Genomic DNA, 20,478 nt, shown 5'->3' with positions numbered 1-20,478 from the left:
TCGCTCCACTACGAAATCTATATCTCTTTTGCCGCCAGATACGCCAGGAGAGGATCGAGGAACAGCGCAATACCTTTATAGCGCTGCATCTCTTCCGGCATCGTACGCACCACGCCAGCGATCCGACGTGCTACATCAGCGCTCTCTATCACCGTATCCAGAGGAGCCTGATAAGTGTGGATAGTAAAGAGGATACAACCTGTTCGCGGCAATCGTGAAAGCGTCTGCCGTTCCAGGCGCAGAAAACAGCGCGTACCAATGTTTTCTAGAATAAGATGCGCCTCTTGCTCTTCAGAGAAGAAGTGAGGCGTGAGGTTCAAGCGAGGAGTGGCTTTCAGCGACCAGTTCACGCGCCATACTGGTCTCTCAGGTTTCAAGCGCTCCAACAACAGGCTCGACGAGCGGCCCAGATAATGAGCAAAGAGCGGCACCTCATGATGGATGCCAAGAAATGACTTCCCCATTTTGTCGTCCAGACACCAGCCATTTGGGAAACAGAGCTGCCCCGCTACCAGCGGCATCTCATCAGCCGCGTTCCCGCTCAAAATCAGCAGGTCCTCCTGCATCTGCCTTCCCACCCAATCCAGCGGCGGTAGAGGTAAGCTCGCACTCTCTCCCAGAATGAAACGTGTCTCGTCATTGAGCAACCGATTCCGCCATGTCCATTGCTTCCCATCGATGATAAGCTCGAAATAGTGGGGATAGCGAGCAGCCATATCTTGCAGCAGCAACTCCACAACATCCCACTGCGCAGGCTCAGTTTCCAACGAAGCCTGAAAATACTGATCATACACATCTGCTAACAACGCCTGCTTCAGCGCTATCTCTTCCTGATACCGCTCACTGTCAACCTCGATCAACCCCCTATCGTGAAGCGCCGTCACCCCCATCAGCATCTTAAATGTGTCATCGACAAATGGAAAATACGGAAGCACGCTGCATCTCCTTTTTCCACTCCTCATTGCTGGCACCCTGCCCTGAAGAATGGTTATAATCAGTCTAGCCAGAACTTTATCATACTATCGGAGAAACCCCATGACAGATCTTGCAAGCTTTCTCGCTCAACAACTGCCGCTGACCGAAGATACCGTCACGTGGCAGAGCATTCATATGCAATTTCACGTGACCAGCTATCTGAGCCGCGAGCTTCCCCCTCTCGATTACATTACGTCCGTACGCGGCGTGATCTTACGGGAAGATCAGGTACTTGCGGTACGCGACCCTGAAAGCATCCATATTCTCCCCGGTGGACGGCGTGAAAAAGGCGAAACGCTCCTGCAAACGTTGGAGAGAGAACTGCTGGAAGAAACCGGCTGGACGATTCACCCTCCCTACCTGCTGGGCTTCCTCCATTTTCATCACCTCACTCCTAAGCCAGCTAACTACCTCTATCCATATGCTGATTTTCTTCAGCTTGTATATACAGCACGAGCAAATATATATATTACAGGAGCAAGGCGTACCGACGATTATGAACTGGATGCCTTCCCCCATCCCATCGCAGATATCGCCGCACTCCACCTGACAGCGGGAGAACTTGCCTATCTCGCAGCAGCACAGGCCATTTATTCTGCTTGAGCAGACACAAAAGCACAGCTACTCGCTCGGATCAACGCCTGCTTCATTACGCGCCACCATTTCAGCGATACGTCCATCAACAATCCGAATCGCTCGATCTGCTTGCGCCGCAATGACGGGATCATGGGTCGCGATAATAAACGTCTTTCCAGTTTGATCGCGCAATTGTGAGATAAGTTGCAATATATGTTCGCCATTTCCGGCATCCAGGTTGCCGGTCGGCTCATCTGCAATCACAAATGCAGGATTGGTTGCCAGGGCGCGCGCAATCGCCACTCGCTGCTGCTCTCCGCCCGACAACTGATGCGGGCGATGGGAGAGACGATGCGAGAGTCCGACCAGATCGAGCAGTTCTTTCGCTCGCGCTGAAGGTGAACCGCCATGCTTGCCGACATAGAGGGGAACCTCGACGTTTTCCTGAGCCGTCAAGGTGGCAATGAGGTTATATGCCTGAAACACGACACCTATTTTGCTATTGCGTACCGCCGCCAGTTTGCTTTCGCTCATATGCGTAATATCGATGCCGTCAATAAGGACGCGACCAGCAGAGGGAGTATCCAGCCCGGCGACAATTCCCAACAATGTACTCTTGCCTGATCCTGACGGGCCGACAATCGAGACAAACTCGCCGCGATACACCTGGAAGCTAATCCCCTTTAAAATCTCGATCTTTTCGCGTCCCAATGGCAGGCTTTTTGTAACATTGACCACCTCCATCACTAACTCTTTGCTCGATACGCGCAGGGGTTCCTGCCGTAAATGTGCATCTTCATCTTCCATAATTCGGTCTGTTTCCTCTTTTTTGACATCCTGCATCAATACTTTAGAGCGTATCAAGCATCGTACGTACAAAACCAACGGCAAGCGAGAGCCAATCAAAAGCGCCTGTCCAGGCAACCCATTCTCGTTGGGTGGGCCATCCAGATTTGTAGCGCGGAATCATCTCTCTGGGCATCACAACAGCCCACTTGCTCCCTTCACCGAGTCCACCAGGGGTAATGCGCACGGTAATATTAAACACCGTCTCGTTGGGTAGATGCAGTTTCCAATCTGGCATCGCCTTCAAGAGGGGATCATGTCGCCAATTGCTGCTCAACAACAAGGAATGCTCTGAGGCTGGCTTCTGTAGTTCCCGTCGCGCTAGCACCTGACCAAGCACAGCCGAACGCTCCCATTCAGGGAAACGCAACCAGACAGCATATCGATACTCATCCAGCCCCATTGCCCCGATCATCGCTTGCTGCCCCTCACGTTTGACGCGCCGCTCGGTCTCGCTCTGCCATAGCCTCACCATTGCATCCAACCGTTTCTTCTTCTCTACCTCGCTCAAATGGGCAAGGGAACCAGTAGCCGAAGGATACGCGTTCATATCATTAACGCTTTCAATTTGGCTGTAGTGTCTTCTTGAGCCAGCGGTGTATAGACAATCATCTGCAAGTCTGGCTGCTCGGGCATAGGGAAGACGGTGGGGTGCAAGACAAGGCGACCGACCTGTGGATGATTAATTTCGTAGAGGCCGCCGCAGTCCAATACAATCTCATGCTCCGGCCACCAGGCGCGAAACTCCGGGCTGTCTTGCTGCAACTCAACGATCAACTCGCTCAACCATCGATCATCAGGGTGCTGGTCGTACCTTGCGTGCAAAGAGGCAATACAACGTCGCGCCTCACGTTCCCAGTGGACATGAACGACGCGTGCAGATGGGCACATGAAATGAAACCAGGGAGCATTACGTTCTCGGGCAGTTCGGCGGGAATAATCACCAAAGACTCGATTCGCACTTTCATTCCACCCCACCACATTCACACGTGCATCAAAGAGTCTGGCCGGATAGGTGAAACCATCAAGAATGGCTTGAGTGGCGGTGTTGGGAATGTGCTTTTGACTGTCTGGTTCGTCTAATGGTGAAGCTGAATCTTGTGCCAGGAGCAGCAAATGGCGGCGTTCCTCAGCATTCAGTTGCAGGACGGATGCAAGCCGCTCCAATACCTGATCAGAAACTTGAATATCCCGGCCTTGCTCAAGCCACGTATACCAGGAAACGCCCACCCCCACCAATTGAGCAAGCTCTTCTCGTCTGAGGCCACGCGCTCGTCGCCTTCCAAATGTTGAAAGGTGAAACTGTTCTGGATGCAGGCGGGCACGGCGATTTTGTAAGAAATCGGTCAGTCCCGCACGGTGCTTGACTCTTTCTCTCATAATATTCCTCGTTGCGCCCGCTCCAGGTCTCCCAGCGGGAAGCTATGACTTTCTAGCCATATGATACAACACACTCCTGGTTAAAGTCGCGGCTTCGCACCATACTACCACCAGAGATGCAGCCCGCGCCTACGATTTTGTCAATATGGGAGGCTATCAGGCAGATATCCCTGCCCTGCGCAAGCTGCACCCTGGCCTGATGAACTTTGCTACCTGGCTAGAGAAGACAGGAAAGACGCAATTAGGGGTATGAGCGAATGCCAAAATAAGAAAAAGAGATGAGAGAAAATATGCAACAAAAAGATGAGTTAATCCAACAAATTTCATCAAATATAGCTCACGAGCGCCAACCTAGTAAGCATGTTGGTGTCTACATTCAGGCAAGAGATACAATAGACGCTATTGCTAGAATACAGGAGGCTGAACACGCTGGTGTCCAACAAGCCTGGATGGCAATGGGAGGCGCGGGTTTCGCGGATATCTTGACTGTTCTTGCAATTGCCGCTACGCAAACAGAACAGATCAAGCTGGGAACAGCAATTGTGCCTGCCTACTCGCGTCACCCACTGGTGACGGCGCAGCAAGCTCTCGCTGTGCATGATTTCGCCCCGGAGCGCTTGCGGTTGGGGATTGGTTCCGGCAATCGTGCGTTCATCGAAGGTCGATATGGCTTGCAGCAGACCACACCTCTGAGGTATCTCAAAGAATACATGGAGGTAGTGCGCGGCGTGTTATGGCAGGGCAGAATTGACCATCACGGCGAGTTTTTCCAGGTAGTGGATACCTTGCCACGCACAGCTCAGGTTCCACTGCTCATACCTGCATTGGGTCTGAAGGCGTTTCGGCTTGCAGGAGAGATTGCAGATGGCGCTCTTGCCTCGCTCTGTCCAGTTCCTTACCTGCTCGAACAGGCATTACCTGCCCTGCGAGCTGGAGCTGAGGAAAAATCTCGCCCTGCTCCCCCTGTTGTCGCCTGTTTGCCGGTTGCTTTCAGCACGGATGATGCAACGGTGAGTGTCGCGATGCGTCAATTCATACAACAGTTGGCACAGGCGAGCACATACGCTCGTATGTTTGCGCAAGCAGGTTGGGCTTCTGCTATGAATGGCGACGAAGCAGCATTGAACGCCCTGGCGCGAACACTCGTAATCAGTGGCAATGAGGAGATCGTGCGAGATCGTGTGCAAGAACTGTTAGCCAGTGGTCTGGATGAACTGCTGCTCCTGGTCATACCCATTGTGGATGAGGCGACCGAGCGAAAACAATTGCTCCATCTGATCGGCACCTTTTAACTCCCGCGCATGAAGTCCCTCCCCCTCTAAATAGGGAGGGATGAGAGAATACAGTTTCATTCCCCTCGATCTTGTATCAGTCTTTGGCTTCTCGAAAAAGCCTTATTGACCAGCCTGCCGTTCGCAGCGCATTGCAATCTCCTGTGCTGCTAAGGGAAAGCAGCGCTCCGCCCAGGTCGCCAGATCCTCGGCAAGAGGCGCGATAAATGTGCAGATTGTATTATCGGGATAGCGTCGCAGCGTGAGGCTGTAGGCATGCAAAAATTGCCGCGTCAGCATTGCATCGGGCGTGGAGCATTCTATCGGTAGTCCATAGGTACGATCACCAACGATTGGATAGCCCAGTGCTGCCAGATGAGCGCGGATCTGATGCGTGCGACCTGTGACAGGTCGCACACTGAGCAGGGCAAACCCATGCTCAACCGCCAGCACCCGAATGATGGTCGTCGCCTCCTGTCCATCGGGACCGACAATACAGCGGCGGCGCTGTTCAGGATCACGCTGTAACGGGCCGTTCAAGATAATATTATCCTCGCTCGCTTTTGCCAGCTCTGCATCGGGATCAAGCGGCGCCTCGCTCCCATCGGCCAGCCGTTTGCTCACAGTGAACGTTGTGCGTGGGTGCGACCAGTCGGGTGCTCCTTTCTGCACGACGGCAAAATAGCGCTTGACAATGCTATGATCGTAAAACTGTTGCACCAGATGATAACGCGAGCGCTCCGTCCGTGCGACCGCGACGATACCCGAGGTATCTTTGTCCAGTCGGTGAACCAGCCCCGGACGCTCTAACAGCCCGTCTTCTTTCCAAATCCGCTCAAGACGCCGCTGCCGCAACATCTCGCGAATGTGAGCCGGAGCCTGCAACCATCCCGGCTCATCCGGCAAATCAGGCGGTTGCCAATCATCTGCCCCCTGCTCTTGCTGATATGCCAGCACAGCATCCCACATCGTCCCATCGGCGTGCTTGTACGTCGGATGCATCACCAGATCCGGCGGCTTATTCAGGATCAAGAGATGGTGGTCCCGATAAATAACTGAAAGGGGAGGCAACGCTCGCCTCTCTTGAGCAAGATCTTCAGTCTTCATAGCGCGAGTATAGTCCGAACTGAGGCCAACGTCAATGCACAACCAAGACTATAAGAATTTCTCTTTAGTTGCGGATATTGATGCCCGATCTCGTTTCTACGCCCTCTTCCCTAACGTGATAGAATGGGGTCATATATTTGCTGGGGAACTATACTGTCAGCAGATAAAGAGGTATCGATATGTCGCTTATACATTATGAGAACGAGCCAGTATTACGAGACCCTATCGTCATAGTGGCCTTTGGAGGCTGGAACGATGCCGCTGATTCGGCGACAACAGCAATAAAATTCTTAGTTGACCGCTGGACGCCCGTAAAAATTGCAGAGATTGATGCGGAAGATTTTTTTGTCTTCACCGAAACGAGGCCAACCATTAAATTTATTGATGGCATACAACGTACCATCACATGGCCGTCTAACCAGTTTCTCGCATATGTAGCACCCGATCTCAACCATGACATCATCCTGTTCCTGGGCAGTGAACCCCAACTGAAATGGCAGACGTTCAGCGCCGCCTTCGTAGAGATTTGCAAGCACTTTCACGTATCGGAAGCAGTGTTTCTTGGCGCGCTCATGGCCGACGTACCACACTCGATGGCCGTCCCGCTGACTGGCTCATCATCGGATCAAGATGTGATGGAACGCTTAAACGAGATGGATATGGAAAGCTCTCCCTATGAAGGGCCGACAGGCATGCTCGGCGTACTACAAGATGCCTTCCGACGCGTACACATCCCATCAGCAAGCTTCTGGGCAGCAGCGCCTCATTACCTGGCAGCTACCCCGAATATCAAAGTGACGGCGGCTTTACTCACCTATTTGAATACCTATCTCTCGTTGGGACTCGATCTCAGTGGTATTCAATCCGACGCCGTTCATTTTGAGGAGCAAATCACCGCTCTGGTGGCTCGTGATCCAGAGGCCAGCGCCTATGTCCGCCGCCTTGAAGAGCAGGTCGCTTCTCGCGCGCGAGATGAGGACGACGAGGACGACGATGATGAGGATGAACCCAGCCTCGACAAAGCGACCGGCACCGGACCTTTACCAAGCGCAGATTCATTGATCCGCGATGTGGAAGAGTTGCTGCGCAAAGAACGAGAGAACGGCTCTCAGATGCATTTCGATGATGACGAGGAGAGTGAATGAGTAGGACGCCTTATAGTTTAGAAGAAGTTTTTCAGCCGCGCTCAGTTGCCATACTGGGCGCATCTCGTGCCCCTCAGAAATGGGGGCACGTAGCCGCCAAACAATTAATGCAGGGAGGCTTTCCCGGCGACATCTATTTAATCAATCCAGGCGTTTCTGAGATCCTGGGACGCCCCACCTATCCCAACATCCAGGCCGTCCCGGGTCCAGTTGATCTGGCGGTCATTGCTACCTCTTTTCCTCACGTTCCCCAGGCAGTTGACGATTGTATCGCTCATGGCGTCAAAGGGATCGTCATGATTACGGCCGGCTTCAGCGAGACAGGACCGGAGGGGGGCGCGCTGGAACAAGAACTGGTCGCCCGTTGTCGCGAACATGGGATTCGCATTATTGGTAGCAATTGTATGGGCCTGTATGTCCGGCGCTCCAACGTCAATGTGCTGGGCATGGTCTTTCCGCTTCCAGCCGGTCCCATCGGTCTGGTCTCACAAAGCGGCAATCTGGGCATGTATTTCTTTGCGCAGGCCTATCTGGACGGCCTGGGCTTCACCACATTTTTAAGCGTTGGCAACGCGGTTGATGTCTCTTTTCCCGAATGCATGCAATATCTGGCCAACGACCCCGAGACGACGGTGATTGCTGGCTATGTTGAAGCCATTCAAGCAGACACATTACGTCAGGTCACGGCAGCCATGTACGAGCGTGGCTGTTATAAACCAGCCGTGATCCTACTCAGTGGCGCTACCGAAGTCGGCGTGCGTGCTGCTCTGGCGCATACAGGCACTCAGGCTACCGTACGCCCAGACACAGACACCAGCCTCGCCAGAAGCGGTGTCGTACGCGTCCTGCGTTCAGACGAATTGTTCCCGGTCGCACAAGCGTTGGCGCAACAACCGCCCACACCTCAAGGGAGAGGCCGTATTGCCATTATCGGCGACGGTGGCGGCAGTTCGGTGGCAAGTGGAGACGCAGCAATACGAGCGGGGCTGGAGGTTCCTATCTTAAAGGCCACAACGCAGCAAGCGTTGCGGGCACTGATGCCGAACCGCGCAACCTCCACTAACCCGGTCGATGTCGCTGGCGCCGCCGATGAAGATCCTCTCTCATTTGCTCACCTCACCGAAGTCTGCCTCAAAGATCCAGATGTGGATGGCGTCATCATTACCGGCCTCTTTGGAGGCTATCGTCAACTCCTCTCAGAGGAATTTGGGCCACGCGAGGAGGCTGCTGCTCGTATGCTGGGCGCGCTTGTACGGCAATATAACAAGCCGGTTCTGGTGCAAACGATTTATGCACGCCATGACATCCCGGCTTTGCGCCTCCTGCAAGAGGAAAATGTTCCCTACTATGAATCTGTCGAAATCACATGCCGTGCAATGGCTGCCCTGGCAGAAATAGGACAATTCCTGGCTGATCGTAAGTAGATCTCCAGGTAGCCAAGAAGGAGAAAGCCATGCCAGATAAGATGTATAAAGTCAACCAGCAGAAACGTCTGCAATCAAACTTTATGTATGGGGGGCTTATCGGCATCGGTATACTTTTTATCATTGATCTTATCAATCAGACGCCGCTGGATGGCACGCTCACAATTGCTCTGTTTTGTTTCTCCATTGCGCTCCCCTTTCTGGGCCTGCTCATCGTGCGCAACTATCAAGAAGCAACCCATGAGTATACGGTCCAGTCCACACATATGCACATTGCAAACTGGTTGGGCATACTTGGCATCTTCGCCGGGCTGCTGGCTGAAATCTGGCATATTTTGTGGATAGCAGGCTGCATTTTCCTTCTATGCAGCCTGTGGGGGATTATTGGCTACTCCCTGTTTCAAACAGCCCTCAAAAAAGCCAATCAGCGCGAGGATGCGGAAAAGCCAGCTCAACCATCCTGAAAGATCGTGCCCAATCGCTGAACAATCTCACGAGCTTCTGTTACAGTCTGCTCGATCAGATCTTTTGCGCTGGGGATATCGTGAATCAGGCCCACTGCCTGACCAGCCCAAACAAACCCTTTATCGAGCTGACCGTGAAGCGCCGCCTGTACGTTGACAGAGCCAGCGATCGCTGGTAGCAGGCGGTTCAGACGCTGCTCACGCGAAAGGCTTTCCTGCTCTCCGTACGACTCCAGATGCAAAATATTGCGTGCCACCAATCCGTCGAGCACACGTGCTGGTCGTCCAATTGAGCGCTCGATGATAACGGTATCGGTCTCTTGCGCCTCCACCAGTGCTTGCTGATAGTTGGGATGGGCGTTGCTCTCCTGCACAGCCACAAACCGCGTTCCCAGTTCAACGCCTTCGGCTCCAAGTGCTAACGCAGCTGCCAATCCTCGACCATCAACGATGCCTCCGCTCGCCAGCACGGGGATCTTCACGGCCTCCACGATGCGCGGGGTCAGAACCATCGTGCCGATATCGTCGCGCCCCAGATGACCGCCACCTTCAAAACCAACGGCAATCACTACATCAGCTCCCAACGCTTCTGCCTTGCGTGCTGCTCGTACACCCGCAACCAGCACCATCGTATGGACAGAAACGCCACTCTGCTGGATACGCTTGAGCAACGGTTCGGGATTGCCACCCGTAATACTGATCACTGCGGGAGACTCTGCCAGCGCCGCATCAAGAAATGGCTCCAGGGGGATGTGTCCGATGGGAAAATTGACACCGAAGGGCTTATCCGTCAGGCGCTTTGCTGTTTGAATCTCAGCCTGCAACTCTTCCGGGGAACTGAAGCAAGCACAACCAATTTGTCCCAGCCCGCCAGCATTGGAAACAGCCGCCGCCAATTTTGCAAACGAAAGATGAGCCAATCCTCCCTGCACAATGGGATAGCGAACCCCGACCAGATCGGTAAAACGTGTACGCATCTTCTCCGGCAGCATGAGCATATATAAAGGCCTTTCTTCTCTACCGAAATACTAAACATTCTGATTGCAAAATTATGCCTGCCATGTTCTACCATATGACAGGCATATCCTGCAATTATCCTACAGAAATGATCGGAGCGATCTCTATCTAATGAGGAAATGCATAGAGAATCAAGCCGATAAAGAACAGACTCACCAGAATGGCCGAGCAAATAAACATTCTGAGAAGTCGGAGAGAATACGAATCCCAGGGACGCTGGTTTACTCCTACACTCAGATAGTAATCTGTCTCGTTCCGGGTAATTTCTCTGCTCAGGGTCATAGGCGCCAACCGCTGTACGCGCTCCTGCAATCCAGTTTTAAAAGCTCCCTTATGATAAAGAACCAGATGCGTTACAAAACCGATCACTACCAAGATGCCTGTCATCGCCCAGGTTAGCCAAGCAAATGTACTCATAGCATGCACCATTCTTTCGTCCTCGGCTTTTGAGCCTTTTTTCTTTCTTTACCTCACTCTATACATCTAAGACGCAACATTAAAAGAAAAATAAAAATTTCAGGCTTTCACCATTGAATTATTTTTCTGGTGAAAGCCTGAATAAAAACAGCTTCTATGCTGTGGATGAACTTAAACATTCTTGATCTATACTAGAACAGTGACTTTGCGCAATCGCCCTCCTCGCAAAAACTGAACCGGGATTTGTGCCCCCGACTGGTGACGCCGCACGATGCGTTGTAGGTCGCGTGGCTCCTTCACTGCCTCACCATTAGCTGAAATGATGATATCCAGGCGCTTGAGTTCGGCACGATCAGCGGGGCCGCCGGGCCGAATTTCCATCACTTCCATACCAAATTGCTGCGTGATCTTCAACGTGCGTTGCAGCGCCTCATCGATCTTGACACGCATCCCACCAACGCCCATCGTCACCCCTACGAACGCCATCTCTCGCTTCTGGGCCAGCTTTGCCACAACCACTTTCACCGTATCCAGAGGAACAGAGAAACCCAATCCTTGCGCCATCGGCATCATCGCAGTTGTAATCCCAACAACTCGCCCGGCACTATCCACCAGCGGACCACCAGAGTTGCCCGGATTAATCGGCGTATCGGTCTGAATAAGATTGGTCATCTTATGCACACCTGGAGCTTCCAGCGTCCGCCCTAACGCACTGACCACACCCGCCGTGACCGTCCAGTTCAATCCATAAGGATTACCTACCGCAATAACCAGCTGACCCACTTTCAGCGGCGCTCGACCCAGTTCGACAACGGGCAGATGATCCGCGCCAATCCGCAAAACGGCCACATCAACGGTTGGATCGCTTCCCACCAGTCCGGCATCGAACGTTCGTCCATCAGCCAGCGTCACATGAATACGACGGGCATGCTCAACAACGTGAGCATTCGTAAGAATCTGGCCATCCGAGGCAAAAATGAAGCCGGAGCCGAGGCCACCACCTCCAAATCCTGATGGCGATGAACGACGGCCAGCACGTCCATCTCCACGCTCAATATCGATACGGACAACAGCGGGACCAACACGCTCTGCCGCCTGAGTCACGGCATGCGAATAAGCATCCAGCGCTTGAGCATCCCTTTCATATGTATTCATCATCAGGTCTCGCACTTTCTTGTGGAACCCATAGAGTGTAGTGATGCGAGGCTACAACTCAATAAGGTTGATACCTATTGTATCACAGATCAGTAATAACCTGCACAGGTCGAGTATTTCACGCGTTGCCAGCAAGCAAGCACATCAGTAAAGTGCCGCTTTTAAGTCTGCAATACGTATACGCCAGCAAATTTCTAGCTTAGTTTTCTTCATGATTGCTACACATTCTTTGACAAATGTTTGACATTGTCATATAATATACAAGCAAGGTAGTCTTGCAGCTTTTCTCTTTATAATGACTCTTACCCATGCATCCTCACAGAGTGTGTTAGAGGTAGTGACGTATAAAAGGAGTAACCATTCATGAACGATCTGTTAACCGTATCGGAAGTAGCTGAAATTCTGCGTGTCGATGACACCACCGTTCGCCGTTGGGTGAAAATTGGAGCGCTTGAGGCCGTAGTATTGCCCCATGTAAATAAACGTCAGGCATACCGAATTAAGCGAGAAACGTTGAATAAATTGCTCGAAGGGCTTCCAAATAGCGCGGCTTAATTGTCGTATAAAAATTGTAATCTTATATCGTATCATTATGTATAGCGTGGTGCCATCTGGGATGTACATCTACAGGTAGCCCCACGCTATGTCTATCGTTCCCAACTATGGGCCAAGTTCTCCCTCGTCCTCAAAATAGACCGCCGGGTCATGCAAATACTCTGCATACACTACCCAGTTCGCCGGATCAAACAACGGCTCAATATTTTCGTTTGCCTCCAGACATTGATGAATTCTGTCCTGCATACGCGCTCTAGTGACACAAAGGGTAAGCGTTTCATCTCCATACAATACCGAGCCTTTGAAGATATGTTGCGCTTCGTCCCATACAAAGCCCGGAGTAATTGTCATGTGTAGACCGTGCTGTTTGATCGACGCCAACATGCATCGTCCCTCCTTTTCCTGACAAACACTATCCTTTTGACCTGCTTCTCTTCAAAATGTTCTTACGACAGGAGCAAAAAACGGAAATATGTGATCTCTGTCTTGAAGGAGCTATTTGGTGGGCAGCGCCAGAACGTTCTTGACAGTAGAGGTGAGCTGTTGGAACGTAAATGGCTTCTCGATAAAGCAGGCGTCAGGAACCATGCTCAAAGCCTGAGCAATCTCCGAAGGAGTGGCGGCAGTGCAAAATATCAGGGGTAGTGATCGGGTTCGTCGATGCGAAGACAGGTAACGAATCACCTCAAGACCATCCATATCGGGCAGGTGCAGATCGAGAATGAGAACATCTACTGGCAAAGTAGCCGAAGGTATAATCTTGGTGGGAACAGACCATTTCTCATGGGAAACAGCATGCGACAGGAGCGCCTGTAAACATTCATGAGGATGCTCATAGACAATAACGTCGTGGCCAGCATATTGAAGCATGGTCGCACAAAGTTTTGCGATCCGAATATTATCTTCGAGTAGACCGATTCGAGCCATAGCACCGAGTATTCTTTGTTTGCCTTTGCGTGTGTCTTCTCAATTGTAAGGTGTTCATACACACTCTGTCAAGGCAGAGAACAAATATCCCATTCGTCACCACATTTTCCGGCGGCAAAATAATAGATCCAAGCATGATATAATGCCATCAGCATTCATCTCAACGACAACTCATCTCTACTTTATGGACATAGCAAATGAACGACACTGAACACATAAGACGGCCCCCCATCAGCATTGTACGCTTTGGGATGGGCAAAGAGATACAGCTTTTTGAGGAAGAACTCGTGGTCACAGGAACCGAAGAAGACCAGGAGACACGAGTCCAACTCCATGCGATCAAGCAGCTCACATTAATTCCTGGCGACCCTAACCCATCCAAGTTAGTATTTATGGCAGATCTGGACGATGACACAACAATCATCCTGGCCGAAGGGATGTCGAACGCCCGCGATTTTCGCGCCATGCTGCCCCGCATACGCGAACTGCACCCGGAGATACAACTCGACCCTCCTGATATGGAAGAGCAGCTGCGGCAGGCATTGAACACGCGCCGAGCCTGGACCCTCACCTGCTACGGCTCTTTTCTCCTCATCTGCGTTCTGCTCTATATTCTCTATCTCGTCGTGGCCTACCTGGGCAACAGACATCCATAAACAAGGGAGAACACAAAATGGCTGAAGAGGTCTATCTCGTCCCCAACATGAGCAGTGATAGCCGCGTCCTGGTCTTCAGGCGCGATTTCACTCCTCCCGTCAAAGAAGACACGCTCCAGGTGGATGCCTATGTCATCATCACCGAACGCTATATCGTTCTCTGCGACACCCTGCTCTGTCCCGAAGATATGGCTATCGTTCTCAACGAGATAGCCCCGACACTGACACAGCGCCAACTGCTGGTTGTCAACAGCCACTCCGACTGGGACCATACCTGGGGCAATAGATACTTTACCGAACATGGGAAGCCGCCAATTATTGCCCAGGCCCAGTGCCCGCAAGGCCTGTTTTCTGACGCATCCAGGGAAACGCTGACCTATTTTCAGGGCCACTACAATACATTCAAGCATGTGGAACTGATACCGCCCACACTCACGTTTGAGCAGAGCCTGACGATCTATGGCGGCGATCTGACGCTTGAGCTATTCTCAGCACCAGGCCATGAGCCAGACCAGATAGCTCTCTGGATTCCTGAACTGCGCCATCTCCTGGCCTTTGATGCCGCCGAATATCCTATCCCAACGCTCCATGAGGCCACAGGGGTTCCCTCAATGATTGAGACGCTGGAACGCTTTCTGGCTCTGAATCCTGCACGCGTCCTCTGTTCACATGGAGGTACAAACGAAATCTCAGTGATCGAGCAAAATTTGGCGTACTTACATACCATTGAGCTGCGGGTACAGGCTCTCCTGACAACGCAAGCGGCATCGACTGAGGAAGCACTTCTGACAGCAACATTACACGAGTACCCTTTTGAAGAGGTGCTCTCAACGCTGGCCCCACTTTTCCAGGACGACAGCTCCTTTTATAGAGAAGCCCATGCAAAGAACGTTCGCTGCATGGTCCAGTGGTTATTTCAGTTTCAAGCGCCTAACGAGAAGTAACAGGTGGTTGTTTTGGCGCAGGGGAACGGGGTCTCCTGCGCGTTCGCGTCGTCATACGCAACAACAAATAGAAGAAGAACAGGATCAATACCAGCGGCACAATCCGTTTGGGATCGCTCATCCCGCCTATTCCTGGGAAGAGGTAAAGTTTATCGGCAGCCGCATACAACTGGGCATAATCTGTCGCCCCCAGAGCCAGCGCATAGACGGTGACGCCTTTGGGCAGGCCGGAGGCGACGCTTTGCCAGTTTTGTCCCTGATCATCGCTGCGCAACGCGCCAAGATCGCTGCCGATATACACTGTGCCACTGCTGCCGCTGCGAAAATCGACCAGGATCGTACGAATGTTGCTCCCGACCAGTGGCGTCTCCCCCCTCTGCCAGTGTGCCCCTGCGTCCTGAGAGCGATACAATCCCTGGTTCGTCCCGATGTAGAGCAACCCTTGCGTTCCTCCGCTCGATGCAGCAGTCTGGATAGCGTTAATCGTGATGTTGGCAGGCAATCCATTCATAAAAGCCCGCCATGAAGCTCCCTTATCGACTGAGCGATAAATGCCAGACGTGGTGGCGGCCCACAGTTGATGCAGGCCGGGATCAAATGCCAGGCTATTCACCCCTGCCCCTTGCGGCAAACCGCCGCTGGCTGCGTGCCAGGTCGTGCCGCCGTCCGTGCTGCTAAAAATCCCCTGTTTGACTGTGCCGACATAGATTGTCTGTGCTGTAGTACCGGGAGTGAAAAAGAGCGCGGTATAGCTAGTTGCAGGTAAGTCAGAAGTGGGAGAAAGCCTCTGCCAATGTTGAGCGGCATCGGTGCTAACAAAGAGACCTTTTTCTGTGGCGGCGTAGAGCCTCTTTCCGGCGTTATCCAGCGAGAGCGCATACAGTGCAGCAGGTAAGGGCAGGCCACTACTCCGTTCCTGCCACTGCTGCCCAGCATTGGCACTTATAAAAACGCGCCCCTGCTCATCCCCAGCATAGATCTGTTGAGGATCGTTCGGATTAACGGCCAGCACGCGCAGTTGCGTATCCTGCAATCCGTTGGCCTGCCAGTTGCCGCCACCCAACAAACCGCTACCAGAGGCACAACCGCCCAGAGACAACAGCAACAGACACAAAAGCGTCATCCCCAGCACATAGCGATACCATGCCCTGTTTATCAACATAATAGCTCCAATTGCTCGCCAATACCATGCTGACAGGCCAGCTTATACACATGGGCAGCAGTTGCGATATCTTCAAGCGCGATCCCCAGCCCTTTGTAGAGCGTTATCTCGTCGGGCGCAACCCGCACAGTACGTCTGCCGACAACGACCTCCGACAGATCATGGACCTGCAACCAGTCGAAGTTGCTCTGCTCTGCCAAAATGAAATCGCCCGCTTCAACGCGAGCCTGCTCTACCGAGTCGGTGACGATCAACGAACACATCTGCAACACTGTAGAATCGAGTTCGCGCCTCTTTGCCCAGTTCGAGCCAATCGCATTGATATGACAACCCGGAGCAAGCCATTCCCCGAATAGTACTGGTCCACCCGCAGAGGTTGCGGTAATCACGATATCGGCCCCCTCTACCGCATCCTGGGCATGGGAGACCGGCACCACCTCGATATTGAGGATATGCATCATCTCCTGACAAAATAGCTCACAGCGCTGAAAATTGCGGCTATAGACGTAGACGGAGGAGATGGGACACACGGCGCACACGCCCATCAGCTGCGTCATGGCCTGCTTGCCAGCACCGATCAAGCCAACCGCTCGCGCATCGGGGCGCGCCATATATTTTGTTGCCAGAGCGCTGGTTGCCCCTGTACGAATAGCTCCCAGCCAGTCGGCTTCAATAATCGCTAACAGTTGCCCATCTTGCGCGCTGAAGAGCAATACCACGAAACGCACGCCTTCACGAAAAGCCGTATACGTCTTATATCCCAGCACACCAAGCGTGGGAGCGGCGGCGGCAAGCATATTCAGTACGCCATGAGGCAGCATCAGCCGATCGCGTGGCGTATTGATGGCTGTTCCTTGAGCCTGAGCAGTGAAGGCATCTTCCAACACAATCAGTGCATCGTGTATGCTCAATAAAGAGCGCACATCTTTCTCTCGCAAAACTAACGCCATACGAAACGCTCTACTTTACTGCTTATGATTATTTACATGATCAATAATCAATTCCCTGTTTTTTACAGTGTGTTACTAATTAGCGCGGTTTGTTGCTAATTAGTACGACGGATCACGCGGCGCATATAGACGACGGTCTCCTGCACCTCGTATCCCTTTGGTGGTTTAATCGCTTTTCCGTTCCGAGGGGTGAGCACATCTTTGATGCCGTCCAACACGGGCATCGTTGGTTCCACTGCGCGGACAGGTTTTGTCATGCGAGCCATCAGGCCACGACGCAACAGTTCCAGGCCGAAGCCGAGCGCAACCGCACCAACACTGGCAGCAACTTTGCGTGGCAGGGGCGAATTGTACAGCACAGCAGGCAAGAACGATTGTGCGGGAACAATATCGGTCGCTGTATTCGTCAATTCTACACCACACTGACGGCAATAGATGTCTTCCACCGTATATTCAGAATGACAACTGGGACACTGCATAATATTCCTTCCTCCTCGTGAGGTCAAATAACATTTACTTTTTTGTTCGATTTTGCACAATCTCTGCAATTGCGTCTATAACGATTGCATTTTCCTCAATAGTATTATAAAAGTACGGGGAGAGACGTAACAAACCAGGACGCGAATCGGTGATAATATTGCGAGCAATCAAGCTTTCAACAATCTCCTGAGGCTGTTCAAGTTCCAGCATCACAATAGAATTGCGACACTCAGGTTCGGCGGGAGCGCGTACTACCCACCCCTGCTCGCGCGCTCTTGCGATCAGATCGTTCGTCAGATAGCGCGAACGCTCACAAATACTCTCCACACTGGCCTCAAGCACAATATCCAGACCGCCATTGGCCGCGTACACAGCCGCCATCGCAGGAGTGCCCATCTCGATACGCGTCGCATCAGAGCGGAACTCGAACGCCTCCACATTGAATTGAAACTGCTCGCGATGCCCAAACCAGCCCGCTATAGTTGGGAGCAGCGCCGGTATCAAGCCCTCGCGAATATACACGAAGGCCAGCCCGGGACCACCCATTAACCACTTGAGGGAACCCGTCACCAGCACATCTATATCCATCGCATCAACATTGAGGGGCACCTGTCCCGTTCCCTGATAATCATCAACCAGGACATAGGCTCCGTGCTTATGCGCAATATCAGAAACGGCTCGAATATCCTGAATATAGCCGCTGGTATAGCAAACGCGAGAAGTAGCCACCAGAGCCGTTTTCGTATCTACTGCGGCCTCAAAGAGATCAACAGGAACATAGATGCGATCAGGACTCTTCACAAAGTGGCACTCCACGCCCAGGCGTTCTTTCACCAGCCATTGATGACCCAACGTCGGAAAATCCATATCTGACATCACTACTTTATTACGGGTTGTGTAATCGAACGCAGACGCAATGCTGCTCAAGGCCGTAGAGACGTTGGGGGCAATGGCGATCTCATGCACCTGAGCACCAATTAACGCTGCAAACTTTTTGCGGGCCTTCGCGATCTCACCCAGCCAGATGTCATACCAGGCATGAGCACCCCACTCATTCCACTGTTCTACAAATTGTTCTATGCCCTGCACGGACCGTACCGATAATGCTCCGAGCGAGCAGCTATTGAGATAGGTTTTGCGTTGCAGGATAGGAAACTCGTCGCGATACGCGAGCAGTTCCGGATGTTCGATAGCAGGAGGAACAGGATATTGCATCCTGGATTCACCGAGAGACATGCGGCTTACTCCTTCGACTTGTTTTGTCTAATGACAACGCCTCAGTTACCAAACAGCGTGCATTAATCTTCCTTTATTGTAACAGAGGTCAATGAAAATTCACATCCCCCTGTTTGCGCCGCTAGCGCAGCGTTTCAACCGATTGTGCCAGCAAGCGCGCGGCAATCTCCACCTCATCCTCAGTAGACCAGCGACCAAGCGTGAGGCGTACGGCTCCAAGCGCTCGCTCTGGTGAGAGACCCATCGCAAGCAGGACCGCTGATGGTTCCGTCTGCCCCTCATGACAGGCGGAGCCGGTAGAGCTGGCAATCTGTGGTGTCGCGGCCAGCACCTCCTCGCCGCTTACGCCATCAATGCTAACATTCAAGGTATTGGGCAGGCGCTCGGTCGTATGCCCATTGAGATGAACGGCACCAGGCAGATATTGCACCAATCGCCGCAAAAACAGATCGCGCAAACGCTGAAGGCGCACCCGACTGTTATCGAGTTGCTCATAGGCCAGCACAGCCGCCATGCCGAGCGCTACAGTGAACGCAACATTTTCCGTCCCAGCCCGACGACCTCCTTCCTGGCCGCCGCCATAGATAGCCGGTTCAAGCTGTATCCCCCACCGCACATATAACGCGCCAATGCCTTTGGGCGCATACAACTTATGGCCTGCCACCGTCAACAAATCCACGCCCAGTTCGGTAACAACGGTTGCAATCTTGCCTACCGATTGCGAGGCGTCTGTATGAAACAGAGCGCCGTGTTGATGCGCAATCTCGGAAAGCTCCGCAATCGGTTGTAGCGTTCCCGTCTCGTTGTTCGCATGCATAATCGAGACCAGCACCGTCTGCTCATCAATAGCTGCCTCCAGATCAGCCGGATTCACACGGCCATCGCGATCCACCGGCAGGTAGGTGATACGAAAGCCGTGCAAGCGCTCAAGAGAGCGGCAAACATTGAGGATGGCGGGATGCTCCGTTATCTGCGTAATGATATGATTGCCTCGTTCCCGCAATGCCAACGCAGCGCCGCGAATAGCCAGCGTATCGCTCTCCGAACCGCAACCAGTAAACACAACCTCCGAAGGATCACATCCCAATAGTTGCGCCACCTGATCGCGGGCCGTTCCCTGAGCCTGACGCATTGCCTGCCCATAATAGTGCGTGCTGGAAGGATTACCAAAGTTGGTCGAAAGATAAGGCAGCATCGCTTCAAGCACCGCTGGATCAACCGGTGTGGTGGCATTATAATCTAAATAGATTGGATTACCCTGTAATCCCGGGTGCGTTTTCATGATCTGCTGTTCCCTCTAAGCTAAACGGGAAAAATCTCTCCCATTGATGAAACGAAGATAGAACATTTCTCGCCTCACTGTCAATCTCAACTACTATTTCTGGCAAAAAAAACTGGCCCTTACCAGTTTGCAGTAAGAACCAGTTTCATAAAGCGTCTAGTGAACGTCTGGCTAGCTGGCAAACTTGGCTGCCAGTTCGCGGGCTGATGGTTCTACCAGGACAGAGCCATCAGGGAAAATGATGGTCGGTACGCTACGCGCGCCTCCATTAACCTTTACAACAAACTCTGCCGCCGCGTCGTCTTCCTCGATGTTAATATAATCGTAGGCAATTCCATGCGCATCAAACCAACGCTTCGCCATGCGGCAATCGCCACACCAGTTGGTGGCGTACATTTTGATTTTTTCTCCAGTTTTGGGTGTCTCTAAAGTAGAATCCAGCACAGATAGCTCCTTATATGTGAGATATACACGTCTACTCATTGTAACACTCACTCAAGGCCATCTAT

24 protein-coding genes are annotated in these 20,478 nt (G+C 52.4%); 8 read left to right on the top strand and 16 right to left on the bottom strand.

Translation table 11 applies throughout. The annotated features are described in order from the left end of the window. Positions 1 to 17 precede the first annotated feature (17 nt). A complete protein-coding gene (locus K3T83_RS31095; RefSeq protein WP_220206805.1) occupies positions 18 to 935 on the bottom strand; it encodes a heme-dependent oxidative N-demethylase family protein in 918 nt (305 codons plus the stop codon). Between the two features lie 100 nt (positions 936 to 1,035). Here K3T83_RS31095 and K3T83_RS31090 point away from each other — a divergent pair, with 100 nt between their 5' ends. Next, complete coding sequence (locus K3T83_RS31090; protein ID WP_220206804.1) at positions 1,036 to 1,578, top strand: NUDIX domain-containing protein; 543 nt, start codon at positions 1,036 to 1,038, stop codon at positions 1,576 to 1,578. Between the two features lie 18 nt (positions 1,579 to 1,596). Here the strand turns inward: K3T83_RS31090 and K3T83_RS31085 are convergent, their stop codons facing one another. The 3 genes from K3T83_RS31085 to K3T83_RS31075 are packed head-to-tail and all read right to left on the bottom strand — an operon-like array spanning position 1,597 to position 3,777. After that, positions 1,597 to 2,358, bottom strand: coding sequence for an ABC transporter ATP-binding protein (locus K3T83_RS31085; protein WP_220206803.1), 762 nt, complete (start codon positions 2,356 to 2,358; stop codon positions 1,597 to 1,599). A gap of 43 nt (positions 2,359 to 2,401) precedes the next feature. Then, entirely contained in the window at positions 2,402 to 2,947 is a 546-nt protein-coding gene (locus K3T83_RS31080; protein ID WP_220206802.1) for a hypothetical protein, read from the bottom strand. Beyond that, the gene (locus K3T83_RS31075) at positions 2,944 to 3,777 is read right to left on the bottom strand and encodes a helix-turn-helix transcriptional regulator (RefSeq protein WP_220206801.1); all 834 of its coding nucleotides are present in this window, start codon (positions 3,775 to 3,777) and stop codon (positions 2,944 to 2,946) included. Before K3T83_RS31075 ends, K3T83_RS31080 begins: the two co-directional genes overlap by 4 nt. A 290-nt stretch (positions 3,778 to 4,067) precedes the next feature. Between K3T83_RS31075 and K3T83_RS31070 the strand changes: the two genes are divergently transcribed. Further along, a complete protein-coding gene (locus K3T83_RS31070; protein ID WP_220206800.1) occupies positions 4,068 to 5,069 on the top strand; it encodes an LLM class flavin-dependent oxidoreductase in 1,002 nt (333 codons plus the stop codon). A 102-nt stretch (positions 5,070 to 5,171) separates the two neighbouring features. Here the strand turns inward: K3T83_RS31070 and K3T83_RS31065 are convergent, their stop codons facing one another. After that, on the bottom strand, positions 5,172 to 6,155 hold the full coding sequence (locus K3T83_RS31065) for an RluA family pseudouridine synthase (protein ID WP_220206799.1): 984 nt from the start codon (positions 6,153 to 6,155) through the stop codon (positions 5,172 to 5,174). Between the two features lie 179 nt (positions 6,156 to 6,334). On the opposite strand from K3T83_RS31065, the gene K3T83_RS31060 reads away from it, so the two are divergent. Genes K3T83_RS31060 through K3T83_RS31050 form a run of 3 tightly spaced genes read left to right on the top strand, consistent with a single transcriptional unit; the run spans position 6,335 to position 9,188 of the window. Further along, entirely contained in the window at positions 6,335 to 7,300 is a 966-nt protein-coding gene (locus tag K3T83_RS31060) for a PAC2 family protein (protein WP_220206798.1), read from the top strand. Further along, positions 7,297 to 8,724 carry an acetate--CoA ligase family protein gene (locus K3T83_RS31055; RefSeq protein ID WP_220206797.1) on the top strand — a complete coding sequence of 476 codons (1,428 nt, stop codon included), beginning with the start codon at positions 7,297 to 7,299 and terminating at the stop codon, positions 8,722 to 8,724. The genes K3T83_RS31060 and K3T83_RS31055 overlap by 4 nt, the downstream gene beginning before the upstream one ends. Before the next feature lie 29 nt (positions 8,725 to 8,753). Next, positions 8,754 to 9,188, top strand: coding sequence for a hypothetical protein (locus tag K3T83_RS31050; RefSeq protein ID WP_220206796.1), 435 nt, complete (start codon positions 8,754 to 8,756; stop codon positions 9,186 to 9,188). Here the strand turns inward: K3T83_RS31050 and K3T83_RS31045 are convergent. The 3 genes from K3T83_RS31045 to K3T83_RS31035 all read right to left on the bottom strand — a co-directional run bounded on the left by K3T83_RS31045 (position 9,176) and on the right by K3T83_RS31035 (position 11,780). Further along, positions 9,176 to 10,186 carry an NAD(P)H-dependent flavin oxidoreductase gene (locus K3T83_RS31045; protein ID WP_220206795.1) on the bottom strand — a complete coding sequence of 337 codons (1,011 nt, stop codon included), beginning with the start codon at positions 10,184 to 10,186 and terminating at the stop codon, positions 9,176 to 9,178. The genes K3T83_RS31050 and K3T83_RS31045 overlap by 13 nt on opposite strands. Before the next feature lie 127 nt (positions 10,187 to 10,313). Next, complete coding sequence (locus K3T83_RS31040; protein WP_220206794.1) at positions 10,314 to 10,622, bottom strand: hypothetical protein; 309 nt, start codon at positions 10,620 to 10,622, stop codon at positions 10,314 to 10,316. A gap of 186 nt (positions 10,623 to 10,808) precedes the next feature. After that, complete coding sequence (locus K3T83_RS31035; RefSeq protein ID WP_220206793.1) at positions 10,809 to 11,780, bottom strand: S1C family serine protease; 972 nt, start codon at positions 11,778 to 11,780, stop codon at positions 10,809 to 10,811. A gap of 360 nt (positions 11,781 to 12,140) precedes the next feature. Between K3T83_RS31035 and K3T83_RS31030 the strand changes: the two genes are divergently transcribed. Further along, complete coding sequence (locus K3T83_RS31030) at positions 12,141 to 12,332, top strand: helix-turn-helix domain-containing protein (protein WP_220206792.1); 192 nt, start codon at positions 12,141 to 12,143, stop codon at positions 12,330 to 12,332. A 105-nt stretch (positions 12,333 to 12,437) separates the two neighbouring features. Here the strand turns inward: K3T83_RS31030 and K3T83_RS31025 are convergent, their stop codons facing one another. Continuing rightward, positions 12,438 to 12,716, bottom strand: coding sequence for a hypothetical protein (locus K3T83_RS31025; RefSeq protein ID WP_220206791.1), 279 nt, complete (start codon positions 12,714 to 12,716; stop codon positions 12,438 to 12,440). Between the two features lie 111 nt (positions 12,717 to 12,827). Further along, entirely contained in the window at positions 12,828 to 13,259 is a 432-nt protein-coding gene (locus tag K3T83_RS31020) for a response regulator (RefSeq protein ID WP_220206790.1), read from the bottom strand. A gap of 197 nt (positions 13,260 to 13,456) precedes the next feature. On the opposite strand from K3T83_RS31020, the gene K3T83_RS31015 reads away from it, so the two are divergent. Then, a complete protein-coding gene (locus K3T83_RS31015; RefSeq protein ID WP_220206789.1) occupies positions 13,457 to 13,915 on the top strand; it encodes a hypothetical protein in 459 nt (152 codons plus the stop codon). A gap of 17 nt (positions 13,916 to 13,932) precedes the next feature. Continuing rightward, positions 13,933 to 14,859 carry an MBL fold metallo-hydrolase gene (locus K3T83_RS31010; RefSeq protein ID WP_220206788.1) on the top strand — a complete coding sequence of 309 codons (927 nt, stop codon included), beginning with the start codon at positions 13,933 to 13,935 and terminating at the stop codon, positions 14,857 to 14,859. Here K3T83_RS31010 and K3T83_RS31005 read toward each other — a convergent pair. The 6 genes from K3T83_RS31005 to K3T83_RS30980 all read right to left on the bottom strand — a co-directional run bounded on the left by K3T83_RS31005 (position 14,846) and on the right by K3T83_RS30980 (position 20,413). Next, complete coding sequence (locus K3T83_RS31005; RefSeq protein ID WP_220206787.1) at positions 14,846 to 16,021, bottom strand: WD40/YVTN/BNR-like repeat-containing protein; 1,176 nt, start codon at positions 16,019 to 16,021, stop codon at positions 14,846 to 14,848. The genes K3T83_RS31010 and K3T83_RS31005 overlap by 14 nt on opposite strands. Beyond that, positions 16,015 to 16,971 (bottom strand): ornithine cyclodeaminase family protein, encoded by a 957-nt coding sequence (locus K3T83_RS31000; RefSeq protein WP_220206786.1) that lies wholly within the window; start codon positions 16,969 to 16,971, stop codon positions 16,015 to 16,017. Before K3T83_RS31000 ends, K3T83_RS31005 begins: the two co-directional genes overlap by 7 nt. A 95-nt stretch (positions 16,972 to 17,066) precedes the next feature. After that, positions 17,067 to 17,450 carry a hypothetical protein gene (locus tag K3T83_RS30995; protein ID WP_220206785.1) on the bottom strand — a complete coding sequence of 128 codons (384 nt, stop codon included), beginning with the start codon at positions 17,448 to 17,450 and terminating at the stop codon, positions 17,067 to 17,069. A gap of 34 nt (positions 17,451 to 17,484) precedes the next feature. Continuing rightward, positions 17,485 to 18,687, bottom strand: coding sequence for an aminotransferase class V-fold PLP-dependent enzyme (locus K3T83_RS30990; RefSeq protein WP_220206784.1), 1,203 nt, complete (start codon positions 18,685 to 18,687; stop codon positions 17,485 to 17,487). 121 nt (positions 18,688 to 18,808) lie between these two features. Continuing rightward, positions 18,809 to 19,969 carry a cysteine desulfurase family protein gene (locus K3T83_RS30985; protein WP_220206783.1) on the bottom strand — a complete coding sequence of 387 codons (1,161 nt, stop codon included), beginning with the start codon at positions 19,967 to 19,969 and terminating at the stop codon, positions 18,809 to 18,811. 171 nt (positions 19,970 to 20,140) lie between these two features. Continuing rightward, complete coding sequence (locus K3T83_RS30980; RefSeq protein ID WP_236065025.1) at positions 20,141 to 20,413, bottom strand: mycoredoxin; 273 nt, start codon at positions 20,411 to 20,413, stop codon at positions 20,141 to 20,143. Positions 20,414 to 20,478 lie beyond the last annotated feature (65 nt).

This window comes from Reticulibacter mediterranei (genome assembly GCF_016587455.1).
Note: the sequence above shows the minus strand (reverse complement) of the source record. Positions and strands in the feature narration are given on the sequence as shown.